Source organism: Bradyrhizobium sp. th-b2, assembly GCF_000426785.1.
GTDB classification, from domain to species: Bacteria; Pseudomonadota; Alphaproteobacteria; order Rhizobiales; family Xanthobacteraceae; genus Bradyrhizobium; species Bradyrhizobium septentrionale.
This window is the reverse complement of sequence record NZ_AUGA01000015.1, coordinates 116,695-132,053: the sequence shown is the minus strand read 5'-3', so window position 1 is coordinate 132,053 and position 15,359 is coordinate 116,695. Positions and strand designations below refer to the sequence as shown.

The window sequence follows — 15,359 nt, the reverse complement described above, 5'->3', positions numbered from 1 at the left end:
CGCGATGGCGCGGAAGAGCAAGGCCACAAAAGCCGAGCCGTCCGGGTCCGGCACCGCCCTCACCCATATCGATGCCAAGGGCGATGCGCGCATGGTCGACGTCTCGGCCAAGCCCGCCACTGAGCGGACTGCCGTCGCCGAGGGCCGCGTGCTGATGAGCAAGGCCACGCTCGCGCTGATCGAGCAAGGCCAGGCCAAGAAGGGCGACGTGCTGGCGACCGCGCGGATCGCCGGCATCATGGCGGCGAAGCGGACCTCGGAACTGATCCCGCTCTGCCACCCGCTGGCGCTGACCAAAGTCACGATCGATATCGCAACCGATGCCAAGCTGCCCGGCTGCATCGTCCGCGCCAGCGTCAAGGTGACCGGGCCGACCGGCGTCGAGATGGAGGCGCTGACCGCGGTTTCGGTCGCGTGCCTGACGATCTACGACATGGTCAAGGCGGTCGACCGTGGCATCCGCATCGAAGGCATTCATCTGATCGAGAAGATCGGCGGCAAGTCCGGGCACTATCGCGCCGGCGACTGAGCTAGCGGTGCGCTCGATTACTTCAGTGAGCCGCTGATCGAATTGAAGGTGCCCGACAGTTTTGTGCCGACGCCCTTCACCGCGGCAATGATGGCGATCGCAATGCCGGTTGCGATCAAGCCGTATTCGATCGCGGTGGCTCCGGTCTCGTCGGCGCAAAAATTCTGTACAAGCTTCTTCACGATGACACCCCTCACGCACTGAACTTCGCGGAACGACACGCAAACTACGTGCCGACGGTCAGTTTGAGCATCGTCATGGAGTTAGATGGTAAACAGATGATTACATCGGTCTCGCACGCGGCAAGAGATTCCGCGCTGCGCGTGTTGACCGGCAAAATCTGCAGTTCCATCTCGGGAACCGGCGCCCTGACAGCAACCATTCGTTAACCAACCTCGCTAACCGCAACTCCATCTCGTTTCGATACGACTTTCGCGGGCCGGAGGTGCACAGACCTACCTCCGGGTGAAACGCCTGGAAGCGATAGCGTCAGATGAATCCAAACGGTAGCGCCTCGTTCAACGTCGCCTCGGTGATCGGCCGCGGTCCGATCCGCTGGCTGATCCTCGGCGGCGCCGTGCTGATGGCCGCGATCGCGATCGGCGCGACCCTGATGGCCGAGAATTTCCGCGAGCGCGCTTTGCACAACAGCGAGCGCGAGCTCGAGAACACGGTGCTGCTGCTGGCGCGGCATTTCGACCAGCAGCTCGACGATCTCGAGGTGGTCCAGCGCGACCTGATCGCGTTCATGCGCGACAACGGGATCGCGACGCCGGAGAACTACCGGCGGCGGATGTCGGCCGCCGACATCCATGCGATGCTCAAGTCCAAGATGGACGCGCTGTCCAATGTCGGCAGCCTCAACGTGTTCGATGCCGACGGCGTGCTGATCAACAGCTCGGGCGCCTGGCCGCTGCCGCAGGCCAGCATTGCCGATCGCAGCTACTTCCAGATCTTCAAGTCGAGCCCCTACTCGCCCGACATGCAGGTCGCACCGGTGATTAGCCGCATCAGCGGGCTGTGGACGACCGTCATCGTCCGCAAGGTCACCGGGCCGCGTGGCGAGTTCCTCGGCGTGGTCGGCCGCGGCATCGAGCCGGCGACCTTCGAAAAATTCTTCTCCACGGTGGCGCTCGGCGAAGGTTCGGCGATCTCGATGCACCATCGCGACGGCACGCTGCTGGCGCGCTACCCCCATGTCGAGGAGCTGATCGGGAAGAATCTCCGCACCGGGCCGGTCAACCAGCAGCGGGTGTTCGAGCTGCCGCAGAGCACCACGCGGTTGGCCAGTCCGGTCGACGGCAAGGACCGCCTGGTATCGTCGCGGGCGCTGACCAAATTCCCGATCGTCGTCGTCGCGACCACCACGACGGAAGCGGCGCTCGCCAACTGGCGCGAGCAGATCGCCATCCTGATCGCGGTGACCAGCATTTCCGTGCTGGCGATCGCGATCCTGCTGACGCTGGTGGTGCGCAAGCTCGTGCAGCAGCATCGCGCCCAGCAGCAGCGCCTGACGCTGGAAAAACTCCGGCTCGACACCGCCGTCAACAACATGACGCAGGGGCTGCTGCTGTTCGACGCCGCGCAGCGCCTGGTGATCTGCAACAAGCGCTATGTCGAGATGTACGGGCTGTCGGCCGACATCATCAAGCCCGGCTGCAGCTTCCGCGACGTCATCGTGCATCGCCACCAGACCGGCTCGTTCCAGGGCGACGTCGAACGCTACGTCAACATCGTGCTGCGCGACGTCGCTGTCCGCAACACCATGGTGATCACGACGCCCGACGGGCGCTCGATCCAGGTCGTCAACGAGCCGCTGGCCGACGGCGGCTGGCTTGCGACCCACGAGGACGTCACCGAGCGCCGCCGCGCCGAGGAGCGCATCACACATCTTGCCCACTACGATGCTCTCACCGACCTGCCGAACCGCGCGCTGTTCCACGAGGAGATCAAGCGCGAGCTGCCGCATGTCGCGCCCGACAGCCAGCTGGCGGTGCTCTATATCGACATCGACGAATTCAAGGGCGTCAATGACTCGCTCGGCCACATGGTCGGCGACGAACTGTTGAAGTCCGTTGCACGGACCCTGAGCGGCGTGATCGGCGACGGCGATTTCGTCGCCCGGCTCGGTGGCGACGAATTCGCGATCGTGCAGACCGGGGTGAAGAACGAGATCGAGGTCACAGACCTCGTCGCGCGCATCTACGAGGCGATCCGCTTGCCCTATCAATGCCTCGGCCACCAGGTCACCACCGACGCCAGCATCGGCATCGCGCTGGCGCCGAAGGACGGCACCGATGTCGATCAGATCCTGAAAAACGCCGACCTCGCGATGTATGCGGCGAAGTCGGCCGGCCGCCGCGTCTCGCGCTTCTTCGAGCCGGCGATGGATGCCGACGCCCGCGCCCGCCGCGAGCTCGAGATGGAATTGCGCCAGACCATCGCCGCGGGCCACGGGCTCGAAGTGCATTACCAGCCTTGCGTCGACCTGCGCAGCAACGAGATCACCGGCTGCGAGGCGCTGGTGCGCTGGCGCCATCCGCAGCGCGGCATGATCTCGCCGGCCGACTTCGTGCCGGTCGCGGAAGAGACCGGCCTGATCAACCAGCTCGGCGAATGGGTTTTGTTGACGGCCTGCAAGGAGGCCGTCAACTGGCCCGATCATGTCAGGCTCGCGGTCAACGTCTCGCCGGTGCAATTCCCCAGCGGCACGCTGGCGCTCAAGGTGATCGCGGCGCTCGCGGCGTCGGGGCTGTCAGCGGGCCGGCTGGAGCTCGAGATCACCGAGGCCGTGCTGATCCGCGACGACGAGACCGCGCTGGCGGCGCTGCACCAGCTCCGCGCCATCGGGATCCGGATCGCGCTCGACGATTTCGGCACCGGCTATTCGTCGCTGAGCTACCTGAAGCGCTTCCCGTTCGACAAGATCAAGATCGACCGCTGCTTCGTCACCGACATCGCCGATCCGCAAGGCTCGGCCGGCATCGTCGAGGCCGTCGTCAACATCGCCGCCGAGCGCAGCATGACCACGACCGCGGAAGGCGTCGAGACCGCGCAGCAGCAGCAATTGCTGCGTGAGCTCGGCTGCTCGGAAATGCAGGGCTATCTGTTCAGCCCGCCGAAGCCGGCGGCGCAAATTCGCGAGCTATTGGCCGGGCACCGCCAGGGTCCTGCCGCGGGCGCTGGCCAAACAGGCAGGCGCCGGCCGATCGTTCGCACGGCCTGAGTTTCGGAAGCACTGAACTACCCATGACTCGTCATGCCCGGGCTTGACCCAGGCATCCATCACATCAAGAAGGCGTGGATGGCCGGGTCAAGCCCGGCCATGACGTGAGGAAACGTCAGCGGCCTAGTTCGGCACCGGCCGCTTCTGCGTGGCCTTGGTGTCGGCGTTCTTGGCGTCGGCGTTCACGGTGACGCCGCGCAGCTGATTGAAGGCCGCGGCCAGCGCCTTGTCGTTCTTTTCGTCCGGCGGCACGTAGGATTGCGAGCCGGTCTGCTCGGCGCCCTCAGCTGCAAGATGACCGCGCATCTTGGCCTCGCTCATGATCTCGGAGCGGGTCTTGAACTCGTCGGGCACGTCCTGCAGCACCTCGATGTCGGGCTTAATGCCCAGCGCCTGGATCGAATGACCCGACGGCGTGAAGTAGCGCGCCGTGGTCAGGGCCAGCGCACCGTTGCCGGTGCCGAGCGGAATGATCGTCTGCACCGAGCCCTTGCCGAACGAGCGGGTGCCGATCAGGGTCGCGCGCTTGTGGTCGTGCAGCGCGCCGGCGACGATCTCGGAGGCCGAGGCCGAGCCGCCGTTGATCAGGACGACGAGCGGCTTGCCCTTGGTCATGTCGCCGCCATGCGCGGTGAAGCGCTGGGTCTCTTCCGGATTGCGGCCGCGGGTCGAGACCACCTCGCCCCGCTGCATCAGGGTCGAGGTCACCGACACCGCCTGGTCGAGCAGGCCGCCCGGATTGTTGCGGAGGTCGACGACATAGCCGGCGAGCTTGTCCTGCGGAACCTGCTTCTGGATCTCGGCGATCGCCTTGCGCAGGCCCTCGGTGGTCTGCTCATTGAACGAGGTGATCCTGATGTAACCGATGTCGCCGCCCTCGACGTGATACTTCACCGGGCGGACGCGGATGATCTCTCTGACGATCGAGACCTCGATCGGCTTGTCGGCGTCCTTGCGGATGATCTTCAGCCGGATCGAGCTGTTGGGCGCGCCCTTCATCTTGTTGACGGCCTGGTCGAGCGTCATGCCCTGGATCTGGTCATCGTCGATCGTGGTGATGACGTCGCCCGACATGATACCGGCGCGCGAGGCCGGCGTGTCGTCGATCGGCGCCACCACCTTGACGAAACCGTCCTCCATCGTGACCTCGATGCCGAGCCCGCCGAACTCGCCATGCGTGGTCTCCTGCATCTCCGACCAGCCCTTCTCGTTCATGTAGCGGGAGTGCGGATCGAGCGAGGAGATCATGCCGTTGATCGCCCCTTCGACGAGCTTGGAGTCCTCGGGCTTCTCGACGTAGTCGCTCTTGATCTTCTCGAACACCTCGCCGAACAGATTGAGCTGCGAATAGGTATTGGTGTTGTCCGAATGCGCGGCGGCATTGGCGGCGGCGAACAGATGCGCCCCCTGCGGCGAGGCCACGAGCAGGGTGAGACACGCACCCGCAACCGTCCCGAGGAAGAAGCCAACATGTTTGCGCATTATCCGCGATCCTTTTTCGCTACCGGCAGGCAACGTTCCGCAACGTTCGCCTGCCCCACCCCGACGGGGGCACCACACAACGGCTTTTTGGTCGGATCAAGGCCGCCTTGTCACCAGACCATTACGGTCCTGTCACGCTGCCTTGGTCAGCTCCAAATCAGCACTTAATCACCCCAAAGCCGGCCTCAAGTCAGCTCACGGTCGGCCTCTGGCCCAGCCTCCCGCAACCCGTTCTGCCAGGTCGACGGCTGGGTACCGAATCCGCGCTTGGCCCGCGTGCCCAACCAATAGCCAAACTGCGGAGGAACATTGCGAAATGGCCCTTCAACCCCGAGTTTTAGCGCGGCGTCCATCGGCCAGTTGGGGTTATTGAGGATTTCCCGGCCGACCGCGATCAAATCTGCTTGTTTGTCACGCAGAATCTGCTCGGCCTGGTCACCATGAATGATCAGGCCGACCGCCATGGTCATGATATCGGCATGCCCGCGGACATATTCCGACAGCGGCACCTGGTAGTTGTACTTGATCTCCTTGCCGAGAATCGGTGCCATCTCGCTGATTCCGCCCGACGAGCAGTCGATCACGTCGACGCCCCCGGCTTTCAGAATCGTCGCCAGCCGCGCGCTCTGCTCCGGCCCCCAGCCGGCATTGTCCTCGACCGACAGCCGCACGAACAACGGTTTGTGATCCGGCCAGTGCGCGCGCACGGCCTCCGTCACCTCGATCAGGAAGCGCATCCGGTTGGATTCCGAGCCGCCATAGTGATCGCTGCGCTTGTTGGAACGCTCGGAGAGGAATTCATGCACGAGATAGCCATGGGCGCCGTGCAGTTCCACCACCTCGAAACCGGCCTCATGCGCGCGCCGCGCCGCCTGCCCCCAGGCTGCGACGAGATCCTTCACCTCATGCGTTTCCAGCGCCCGCGGCACCGGCCAACGCTCGCTATGGGCAATCGCGCTCGGCGCCACTGGCGTCCAGGCGTCCCAATCCTCGATCTCGGCGGTGCGCTCCAGCGGGCGATCCCCCTCCCAAGGGCGGCTCGCACGCGCCTTGCGGCCGGAATGGCCGAGCTGGATGCCGGCGACCGCGTTCTGCTGCTTGATGAAGCGTGCGAGGCGGCTGAGCGGCGCGATGAACTTGTCGTCCCAGATGCCGAGATCGCCGATCGTCCCGCAGCCGCGCCGCTCGACCTTGGTCGATTCGACGATCACGAGACCCGCGCCGCCGGCGGCGAACTTCCCGGCGTTCATCAGATGCCAGTCGGTCGGAAAGCCCTTCTCGGCGGAATATTGGTGCATCGGCGGCACCACGATGCGGTTCTTCAGCGTGACGCCGCGGATGGTGATCGGCGAAAACAGCAGCGTGTCCGACATGGCTTCCTCATCTGGCGTCGTTACCCGGCGCGCCGGGCCGATATTTTGGCCGATCTTGTATTTGGCGCCGACGATATACGCACCGCGCAATAGCCGATAGGGGTGCGACGCGCGCCAAGCACGCGGGAGTAGCAATTTGAAAGCCGCTTCGCTACGCTGTGGAACCCACCGCTCCTGGCTGTCATCATGGCCACCTACCGCGCAAATCCCGGCTTCTTCGAAATCCCTCACGCGGCGGTCTACGCGCTGATGACGGTGACCGTTCTGGCGTCGGGGTTTTGCTTTGTCCAAGCCGGCGGCGCAGCGGCGCCGGCTGAGTTGCTGTTCCGTTATGGTGGGATGTACTCGACCGCGCTGGCACGGCACGATTACTGGCGGCTGTTCGCCTACGGTTTCCTGCACGTCAACTTCATCCACCTCGCCACCAACATGCTGTGTCTCGTGCTGTGGGGCGGGCATCTCGAGCGGCGGGTTGGGCCGGCCTACTTCGTCATCATCTATTTCTGCGCGATGGTGTTCGGCGCCATCGTCGGCAATGCAACCCACGCCACGCCCTATCTGACGGTCGGCGCATCAGGCGCCACCTCGGGCATTCTGGGCGCGCGCTGCTGTGCTTGTGGATCCTCGGCAAGCTCGATGTCCGCTTCGACTTCTTCGCCATCAATATCGGGCTGAACATCGCGTTCGCGATCAGCAATTCGCGGATCGACTGGGGCGTGCATCTCGGCGGGTTCGCGGCGGGCCTGATCAGCTGCGCGCTGCTCGACCTTGTCGAGAAACTCAACGGCTACGTGCTGCGCTGCCGATTTCCGGAGGCCGTGAAGGTCAATCTCGCGCTGCTCGCCGGCGTGACCGGGCTCTGGTTGTGGGCCGGTCAGGCGCAGACCCTGGTGGCACCGGCATGGATCGTCGCCGCAGGCTTTGTCGTCGTATGTTGCGCCGTGATCAAGCTGGTTGATCTCGCGCTGTCGATCAGGAAAGGCCTCGCCGCCGTCATCATCGCGCTCGCCGGTGCCAACGCGGCCTGCGTGGCACTCGGCGGCTGGGCGCTGGCAGCAACGTCGGCCTGTGTTGCGCGCCGATCAAGCGGGCCCGGGCCGTTCGAGAATCTGCTCAATGCATTCTGCGGCAATCCCCTGCTCGTGACCGCGCTGGTCGCGGTCGTCGCCGTCACGCTGACGCTGCTGCTCTGCTCAAAGGACATCTACCGCGGGATCGAGGACGTCGGCTTCGTCGGCAGTTCGCTACGCGCCGAGCGCAACCGCCGTCACGGGCTGTGAACCGCGAGCAGCCACGCTGGCCAGGCAGGCCGTCAACCGAAGCGGGGCCGGCTTGAAAAATGCTGGTGATCGGAGCCGTTCTGATCCTATTGAGCGGGTTTCCGGTTCGCGGACACGTCCGTCGGGCAGTTGGCCCCGCATTCAATCGGCTTCTTCTGATCGGCAACCCGCCACACGAGCAGCGCGACCAGGACAATGATGGTGACGGTGAGCTTGGCCAATGCGTCGTGATTCAATTTCAGCTCCGCAGAACAATCGGCATAGCTAAGACAATCAGTTGCATGCGAAATCGGGAGGTGTTGGAGGCCGGCGTCGTCGACCAGTCCTGACCTCGAGTCGGGTTGGTCGACGTCATCATGATACAGTCTTGGTGCGGCCCGCAACCTTTTCAGTCTGCATGGCAGCACGGCACAGCCGGCCGCGGTCGTGCTGCAACACCACCTCCAAAAGCTGCAGCCGTCACGCTGGGGTCGCAAATGACTGGAGTTCCACGCGAAGTGGAATCGGTCGGCGGAGAGCACAGCGCTCGGCGGGAACCCGCACGCCGGTGACGCGGCGGCTGCCCGCTTGCCGCCTCGCCCATATGGGCTATGTCGTTGCGGCGATCAGGACCTCGCAAGCCTGGCCGCGCCGGCGGCGATCGCCTCGTTGAAGCTCGTGTCCCAGAATTGTCCAACCTCCGCGCGCGCGTCGAGCACGCCGAGCTTGAGGAAGGTGTCGGCGACCTTCTGATGCGTCACCGGCACATCAGGCGACACGCCGGCGAGCGAGAAGTCGTCGCTCCGGCGGGCGAACTGGTCGAGGATGTCCTGCAGTGGCAGATGGGTCTCCGCCACCTGCGCCGCCGCATAGACGGGAAAGTTCTTGTTGGCGAACGCATAGGCGCGCTGGATGCGCAGCAGGAAATCGGTCACGGCGGCGTGGCGCAGCGGATCGTCGACCGCCTTCGGATTGGCGTAGATCGGGAAATTGCCGGAGAGATAGCCGACGCCGGTCTTGAGCAGGCGCGCGCCCTGCTTGGCGATGGCGAGCTGCCCGTTATAGCCGTAGATCGCCCAGGCATCGAGCTTGCCGGACGCGAACGCCGTGTACCCATCCGACGGCGTCAGGTTGATAGCCTCGATATCGCCGAAGGAAAGCCCGGCTTCCTCGAGCTGCTTGGCGAGGAAGTAATGCGCCGTTGTCGCGCGCACGTAGCCGACGCGCTTTCCCTTGAGGTCGGCAATGGAATGGATCGGCGCGTCCTTTGCCGCGACCGTGACCTGGATGTTGAGATCCTCATGGGTGACGGCGATGAAGCGCGCCTTGGCGTTCTGGCGCGCGGCGAACATCGCGGGAATCTCGCTGCCCGATCCGATATCGAGCGCATCGCCGTTCAGTGCCTCGATGTGGAGCACGCCGTTGTTGAGCTCCTTCCACTCGATCCTGTACGGCGTCTTGTCCTCGCCCGCCGCCTGCAGCAGCGGACGCCAGCCGCCCTTGTAATACGCAACCCGCAGCGTCACGCCGCCGAGATCGAGACCCCGGCCCGCCCCGCTTTCCGCGCGAGAGGTGCTCGCAATCAGACTTCCGGCGAGCACGCCGAGCGCGGAACGTCGAGGTAGAGAAAATGGCGTGGTCACCGGCGTGGGCTCCTGATCAGCAATTGCAACGTTGCAAGCTTAGGAGAAAACCGGCCGAAGTATATGAGACGCTATTTCGTTTTTCGCATCGGCTGCAAAAGACCATTCCAAGGATTGCGGTCCCTGCGCGGCAAACTGCTTTTCGGCGCCGCAAAACCTGACCCGGATCAGCGAAAGTGATATCCGCCGCCGCCCTGTCCGTGCCATCTTGTTGATCTAGGTCAATGGGCAGGTGCGGAAGGAACCGAATCTAGGAATCGGTGGCTGCCTCGCGCGAGCTCTTCCCATGGGTATCTTGATCCGAACTCTGCTGGCCGGCGCCGTCGCGCTGGTGTCGCTCGGCGCCATCACGCAGCAACTGCGCGACCAGGGCGTTTCCGACACCGAAATCCGGATCGGCAATGTGATGCCCTATAGCGGCACGCTGGAAATTTTCGGCCAGATCGGCAAGGCGGAAGCCGCCTATTTCGACATCGTCAACGAACGCGGCGGAATCGGCGGCCGCAAGATCCGCTTCATGTCCTATGACGATCTGTCCGATCCTTCCAACGCCATGGACCTCACGCGCATTCTCGTCGAGACCGACAATGTGCTCCTGATGTTCGGTTCGTTCGGAACGCCGGGGAACCTGGCCGTGCGGAAGTACCTCAACGAACGGCAGGTCCCGCAACTCTTCGTTGCCTCCGGCGACCAGCAGCTGAGCGATCCGTCGGTCTATCCGTGGACCATGGGCTGGCAGCCCTCCTACCGCGAGGAGGGTCGCATCTACGCCAATTACATCCAGGCGTTTTATCCCGGGAAGAAGATCGTGGCGCTCTGGCAGAACGACCAATTCGGGCGGGATCTGTTCAAGGGGTTGGAGCAAGGACTGGGTGATGTCGCCCATAACATCAGGGTCGACATCGCCTATGATGTCGACGATCAGCATCTCGACGGCCACGTATCGGTCCTGAAGCGATCGGGGGCCGAGATCTTCGTGTTTGCCGGGGTGCCGGAGAATGCCGCCAAGGTGATCCGGGCCGCGGCCGAACACGGCTGGCGGCCAGTGTTCATCGTCAACCAGATGGCGGCATCGATTGAGACGGTGCTCAAGCCGGCCGGCACGGAGAACGCGACCGGCGTCATCACCGCCGCCTTCCTGAAGGATGCGAGCGATCCGGCCTGGAAGGAGGAGCTCGGCAGCGGCGCCTGGCGCAGCTTCATTGAGAAGTACACGAAAGCCGGCGGCAAGGATGACGCTGCCGCCGTCTATGGCTATGCCGCCGCCGAAACGCTGGTCCAGGTGCTCACCCAATGCGGCAACGACCTGTCGCGGGAAAACGTCATGAAGCAGGCCGCCACGCTCAGGGATTATCAGGCGTCCGCGTTGCTCCCCGGCATCAAGATCAACACCGGTCAATCCGACTTCCGGCCCGTCAAGCAGTTGCGTTTGTTTCAGTTCGATGGCCGCAGCTGGCAGTCGATCGGCGATGTGCTCGATACAGCGTTCGTCGACCCAGGCAAGAAATAACGACGCGGATTTTTCCAATCCGCTCGCGCGACCCGCAGGCCCGAGCTACTTCGCGACCTCATAAACGTCGGGATCGAAACTCGAGCTCGGATGGGCGAACGCATTGCGCAGCGCCGGCGAGATCGGGACGTTGTAGTTGATGCCGTTCGGCGGGGTCGGCTGCTCCAGCCACCTCTTGTACATGACCTCGATCTCCGGGCTCGCGTAGAGCTCCGCCGTCGCGCGGTCGGCCAGCGCCTTGAACGGCGCGTCCTCCCGGCGCAGCATGATCCCGAACGGCTCGGCCTTCGAGAAAGCCTCCTCGCTGATCATGTAGAGCGCCGGCTGCTTCGACCGCGCGATCGCCACGGCGAGCTGGACGTCGTCGAGCGCGTAGGCCTGGGCGCGATCGGTCTCCAGCATCAAGAACGCTTCGGCCTGATCCTTGGCCGGCAGAACGGTGATGCCGAGCTTGCGCTCGGTATTGACCTTGATGAGCTGGGTGAGGTTCACCGAGCCTGCAACGGCGGTGACCGACTTGCCCTTGAGGTCGTCGATCGTGTTGATGCCTGCCGATTTCTTGGCGGCAAAGCGCGTCGCGCTCAGGAAGTGCGAGTTGGTGAAGGTCACCTGCTTCTGGCGCTCCGCGCTGTTGGTGGTCGCCGAACAGTGCAGGTCGATCGTGCCGTTGACCATCAAGGGAATACGGTTCGACGAGGTCACCGGGAGATAGTCGACCGCGATGTCCGAGATGCCGAGCTCCTTCTTCACGGCATCGACGATCTTGAGGCAGATATCGAGCGCAAAGCCGATCGGCCGCTGATTGTCGTCGAGATAGCTGAAGGGAACGGAGGCTTCCTGAAAGCCGAGCGTGACCTTCCTGGTCTCCTTGATCTTCTGCAGCGTGCCCGACAGCTCTTCGGCGGCCACGGGGCTCGCGGCGAACGTGAGAGCGAAAAGGACGGCGGGCAAACGCATCGGCGGCTCCTGTGCGGGGATAGGTGGCGGTGATAGCCCACGCACAGGCCCGGAGATAGATGACGATGTGTCTAGCAGCTATTGCGCTTTGCGATGGTCCGACTGACTAGCTAGCGCTGCGCCCCGCCCTCGAGCAGGCGGTCGCCGACCAGACGGACCGCGCCGCGGGTCCAGGAATAATCGGCGCCCATCCGCAGGCCGCTGTCGCCGCGCGAGACGACCGCGCCGCTGCGGGCGTCGCGCAGCTGGAAGCCGACCGTGTATTCGGTCCGGCTGACCCGCCTGATCACGCCGATCAGCGCTTGATCCGCGCCGAGCTTCTGCGCAATCGCGGCCTCGCAGCCGTCGCAGTCGCGCAGCACACGCGCCTTGACGGGCTCTGCGGTCGCGCCGCCGGTATCGACCAGGCGGTAGCGGCCCGACTGCGCCAGCCGGTCACGCACACCCCTGGTCACATCGGCCAGATAGGCTGCATCGGAGCCGGCAAGGCCGGACGCCGGTGCCGCGGTGGTGTCCTCGAGCTCGAACTCGAACACCGCAAGCCCGATAGGCGCAGCAGTGGCGGCCTGTGCCGGCGGCAGCGCGGCCGCAAGGGCGCCACGCACCTCGCGCGACAAGAACATCGCCGCGTGGTCCCATGCCTCGTCATTGTCGCCACGAAACGTGTAGAGCCTTTCGTACAGCACACGGGTCGCGCCGGCATCGATGACGGCGACCTTGGCCCATTGCACCAGCGTGCTCGTCTTCTGCACGCCGCCGATAACCTTGATCCGCGCCTCGTCCGCGGGCGAAACCAGGCGATAGCGGGGCTCCGCGGCGACATCGGCGCGCAGCCTCCGCATCAACGCATCCAGCCGCCGCTGGTGCGCAGCGGTCTGGTCGATCACCTCGCCCGAGGTGTCGACGTAGCTGAAATCGTCGATGCTGACGCTGAGCGGGGACGCCGCCGCTGCGCCGGTCTCGGCGCGCAGAGGACAGCTTCCGGCGAGCAGGCCGATCAGGGCAAGGGCGTGCAAAGCGAGACGGGACTGGCGCATGTATCCGGGCCTTTCGGGTGCTGGTGCGGCGGGTCGGTCGCAGCCTAGGCCGGCTGGCCTCTGCGCCGCAGCGGAGCGGCTCCCGGCCGGTGCCGGGAAAATTTCACGACGATGGTCCGCAGCCAGAGAACACCCAAGCCAGCGCTTCTCGACGCTCCCGTTCTGCCGTTTAATGTGCGTGACGGCCCGGCCCGCCACCGGGCGCCGAGGGCCGTCTGCGACACGAGGATGCGCCGATGTGGATTTGGTCCGGAAGCGATCTGAAGCTGCGCCTGACGTTGCGCGTGGCCGCCGTGTCGACGCTGTGCTTTGCCGCCATCTCAGGCTACTTCCTGATCGACGCCGACCGCGCGGCGCGCGCCAGGATCGCTGCCGTTGCCGATGTCGCCGCCAGGACTCTGGAGCTGCAGCAGAGCAAGATCCAGTGGCTGAACAATCCGCGCGCCGAATTTCCCGATCTCGACAGCATTGCCGCAACGGTCATGACGCCGGGGCTCTGCCTGGCATTTCGCGGCCAAAGCGGCGAGATCAGCCAGCGCTTCTGCGGCGGCGCGCAGACCGACACGGCGGCGCCGCCGCTGGCCTTTGCGGCGCTCTATCGCCGCCTGTTCGATCCCGGCCGCGAGGCCGTGCGCCCGGTGATGTCGCGCGGCAACGCGATCGGCGAGGCTGTGGCCTGGGTCGATCCGGCGGTGCCGACCGCCGAAGCCTGGCACGATGCCGGCCGGCTGATGGCGGCCTTCATGATCGCGCTGCCGCTGCTCTGCGCCCTGGTCTATGCGGCGCTGTCGCGCGCACTGCGTCCGACGCTATTGATCCGCGACGGGCTGGAGCGGATCGCCGCGGGCGACCTCGCCGCGCGGCTGCCGCCGTTCGATCTCGCCGAACTGTCGGCGATCGGCGACGTCTTCAACCAGCTCGCCGAGCGCCTCGCCACCGCACTCTCCGACCGCAACGCGCTGACGCAACAACTGATCCTGGTGCAGGACGAGGAGCGCCGGCATCTCGCGCGCGAGCTGCATGACGAGTTCGGGCAGTCGCTGGCCGCCATCCGCGCGCTGGCCGCCTCGGCGCGCCAGACCGCTGCCCAGGATTGCCCAGCCCTGCTCGCCGAATGCGACGGCATTGCGCGGACCGCGACCGACATGATGGAGACATTGCGCGGCGCCCTCTTCAGGTTGCGGCCGCCCGATGTCGACGAACTCGGACTTGCGGCGAGCCTGGAAGGCCTGATCGCTGGCTGGAACGGCCGCAGCCGGGGGCAACCGCGGTTCGAGATCGCCATATCGGGATCGTTCGAGCGCCTTCCCTCCTCCGTCAGCGCCAATCTCTACCGCATCGTCCAGGAGGCGCTCACCAACGCGGCCAAGCACGCCGGCGCCACGCGCGTGATGCTGCGGCTTCAGATGCGCGAGGCGGCGCCTAGCGACGACAGTGAAATCACGCTCGCGATCGACGATGATGGCCGGCCCGGCGATCCCCAAGGGAATCCCCAAGTCGATCTCAAAGGCGATCCTCAGTTCAAGTCCGGCTTGGGCCTGCTCGGCATGCGCGAGCGGGTCGCCGCGCTCGGTGGGCGGCTGAGCTTCGAGGCCGGACAGCCCAACGGCTCTGCACTCCGCGTCATCGTTCCCGTCGTTGCCAGCCGGGAGGCCGCACCCGTGGAGCGCGCGGCATGAGCAATCCGGTGCGAACCATCATGCTGGTCGACGACCACGCCGTCGTTCGCGAGGGCTACCGGTCGATGCTGCAGAAGCAGCCGGGCCTCTCCGTCGTCGCCGAAGCCTCCGACGGCGTCGAGGCCTACCGCCTCTACAAGGAGACCGAACCCGACCTCGTGATCATGGACCTGTCGATGCCCGGCATCGGCGGCATCGAGGCGATCCGGCGCCTCAGGCAGTGGGACAAGCGCGCAAAGATCCTGGTGTTCACCATGCACCAGAACGCGGCCTTTGCCGTGCAGGCAATCCGCGCCGGCGCCAGCGGCTATGTCACCAAGACCAGCCCGCCGGAGACGCTGGTGCACGCCGTGATGGACGCGCTGTCGGGCAAGATCGCGATCAGCCCGGATATCGACCACGAGCTCGCGCTCAGCCACCTCGCCGGCGAGACCGCAGCCGCCGACCTGCTGACCGCGCGCGAATTCGAGGTGATGCGCATGCTGCTCGCGGAAAAGACCACGGACGAGATCGCCGCGGCGCTGCACGTCAGCCCCAAGACGGTCGCCAACCTGCATTCCCTGATCAAGGACAAGCTCGGCGTCGGCACCGATATCGAGCTGGTCCGCCTCGCGCTGCGGCAAGGCATCCTGACGCAGATCGATCTGGCCGAACGCTGAGCCCG

15 protein-coding genes are annotated in these 15,359 nt (G+C 65.2%); 7 read left to right on the top strand and 8 right to left on the bottom strand.

Going from position 1 to position 15,359, the window contains the following annotated elements; all coding sequences use genetic code 11:
* Positions 1–4: 4 nt before the first annotated feature.
* Positions 5–529, top strand: coding sequence for a cyclic pyranopterin monophosphate synthase MoaC (moaC, locus tag K359_RS0119435; RefSeq protein WP_029080846.1), 525 nt, complete (start codon positions 5–7; stop codon positions 527–529).
* 17 nt (positions 530–546) lie between these two features.
* Here the strand turns inward: moaC and K359_RS0119430 are convergent, their stop codons facing one another.
* Positions 547–711 carry a Flp family type IVb pilin gene (locus tag K359_RS0119430; RefSeq protein ID WP_029080845.1) on the bottom strand — a complete coding sequence of 55 codons (165 nt, stop codon included), beginning with the start codon at positions 709–711 and terminating at the stop codon, positions 547–549.
* A 44-nt stretch (positions 712–755) separates the two neighbouring features.
* Positions 756–881, bottom strand: a complete 126-nt coding sequence (locus K359_RS65815) for a hypothetical protein (RefSeq protein ID WP_256375166.1) — start codon at positions 879–881, stop codon at positions 756–758.
* A gap of 141 nt (positions 882–1,022) precedes the next feature.
* Between K359_RS65815 and K359_RS0119420 the strand changes: the two genes are divergently transcribed.
* Entirely contained in the window at positions 1,023–3,755 is a 2,733-nt protein-coding gene (locus tag K359_RS0119420) for an EAL domain-containing protein (RefSeq protein WP_029080844.1), read from the top strand.
* Positions 3,756–3,878: 123 nt separating this feature from the next.
* Here the strand turns inward: K359_RS0119420 and K359_RS52415 are convergent, their stop codons facing one another.
* Positions 3,879–5,237 carry a S41 family peptidase gene (locus K359_RS52415; protein ID WP_035976772.1) on the bottom strand — a complete coding sequence of 453 codons (1,359 nt, stop codon included), beginning with the start codon at positions 5,235–5,237 and terminating at the stop codon, positions 3,879–3,881.
* Between the two features lie 185 nt (positions 5,238–5,422).
* The gene (locus K359_RS52410; protein ID WP_051346215.1) at positions 5,423–6,610 is read right to left on the bottom strand and encodes an NADH:flavin oxidoreductase/NADH oxidase; all 1,188 of its coding nucleotides are present in this window, start codon (positions 6,608–6,610) and stop codon (positions 5,423–5,425) included.
* A gap of 186 nt (positions 6,611–6,796) precedes the next feature.
* Here K359_RS52410 and K359_RS64465 point away from each other — a divergent pair, with 186 nt between their 5' ends.
* The gene (locus K359_RS64465; protein WP_245284663.1) at positions 6,797–7,285 is read left to right on the top strand and encodes a rhomboid family intramembrane serine protease; all 489 of its coding nucleotides are present in this window, start codon (positions 6,797–6,799) and stop codon (positions 7,283–7,285) included.
* Complete coding sequence (locus tag K359_RS64460; RefSeq protein ID WP_245284662.1) at positions 7,225–7,890, top strand: hypothetical protein; 666 nt, start codon at positions 7,225–7,227, stop codon at positions 7,888–7,890. Before K359_RS64465 ends, K359_RS64460 begins: the two co-directional genes overlap by 61 nt.
* Positions 7,891–7,976: 86 nt before the next feature.
* On the opposite strand, the gene K359_RS61325 is transcribed toward K359_RS64460, so the two are convergent.
* Positions 7,977–8,126, bottom strand: coding sequence for a hypothetical protein (locus tag K359_RS61325; RefSeq protein WP_156928568.1), 150 nt, complete (start codon positions 8,124–8,126; stop codon positions 7,977–7,979).
* A gap of 369 nt (positions 8,127–8,495) precedes the next feature.
* Positions 8,496–9,512: an ABC transporter substrate-binding protein gene (locus tag K359_RS0119395; RefSeq protein ID WP_029080843.1), complete on the bottom strand. Its 1,017-nt coding sequence runs from the start codon at positions 9,510–9,512 to the stop codon at positions 8,496–8,498.
* 286 nt (positions 9,513–9,798) lie between these two features.
* On the opposite strand from K359_RS0119395, the gene K359_RS0119390 reads away from it, so the two are divergent.
* On the top strand, positions 9,799–11,022 hold the full coding sequence (locus K359_RS0119390) for an ABC transporter substrate-binding protein (protein WP_029080842.1): 1,224 nt from the start codon (positions 9,799–9,801) through the stop codon (positions 11,020–11,022).
* Between the two features lie 45 nt (positions 11,023–11,067).
* On the opposite strand, the gene K359_RS0119385 is transcribed toward K359_RS0119390, so the two are convergent.
* Positions 11,068–11,979, bottom strand: coding sequence for an amino acid ABC transporter substrate-binding protein (locus K359_RS0119385; RefSeq protein WP_029080841.1), 912 nt, complete (start codon positions 11,977–11,979; stop codon positions 11,068–11,070).
* A 110-nt stretch (positions 11,980–12,089) separates the two neighbouring features.
* Positions 12,090–13,016 (bottom strand): DUF3280 domain-containing protein, encoded by a 927-nt coding sequence (locus K359_RS0119380; protein WP_029080840.1) that lies wholly within the window; start codon positions 13,014–13,016, stop codon positions 12,090–12,092.
* A 236-nt stretch (positions 13,017–13,252) separates the two neighbouring features.
* Between K359_RS0119380 and K359_RS0119375 the strand changes: the two genes are divergently transcribed.
* Both K359_RS0119375 and K359_RS0119370 read left to right on the top strand, forming a co-directional pair.
* Positions 13,253–14,695 (top strand): sensor histidine kinase, encoded by a 1,443-nt coding sequence (locus K359_RS0119375; RefSeq protein WP_029080839.1) that lies wholly within the window; start codon positions 13,253–13,255, stop codon positions 14,693–14,695.
* Positions 14,692–15,354, top strand: coding sequence for a response regulator transcription factor (locus tag K359_RS0119370; protein ID WP_029080838.1), 663 nt, complete (start codon positions 14,692–14,694; stop codon positions 15,352–15,354). The genes K359_RS0119375 and K359_RS0119370 overlap by 4 nt, the downstream gene beginning before the upstream one ends.
* Positions 15,355–15,359: the final 5 nt, after the last annotated feature.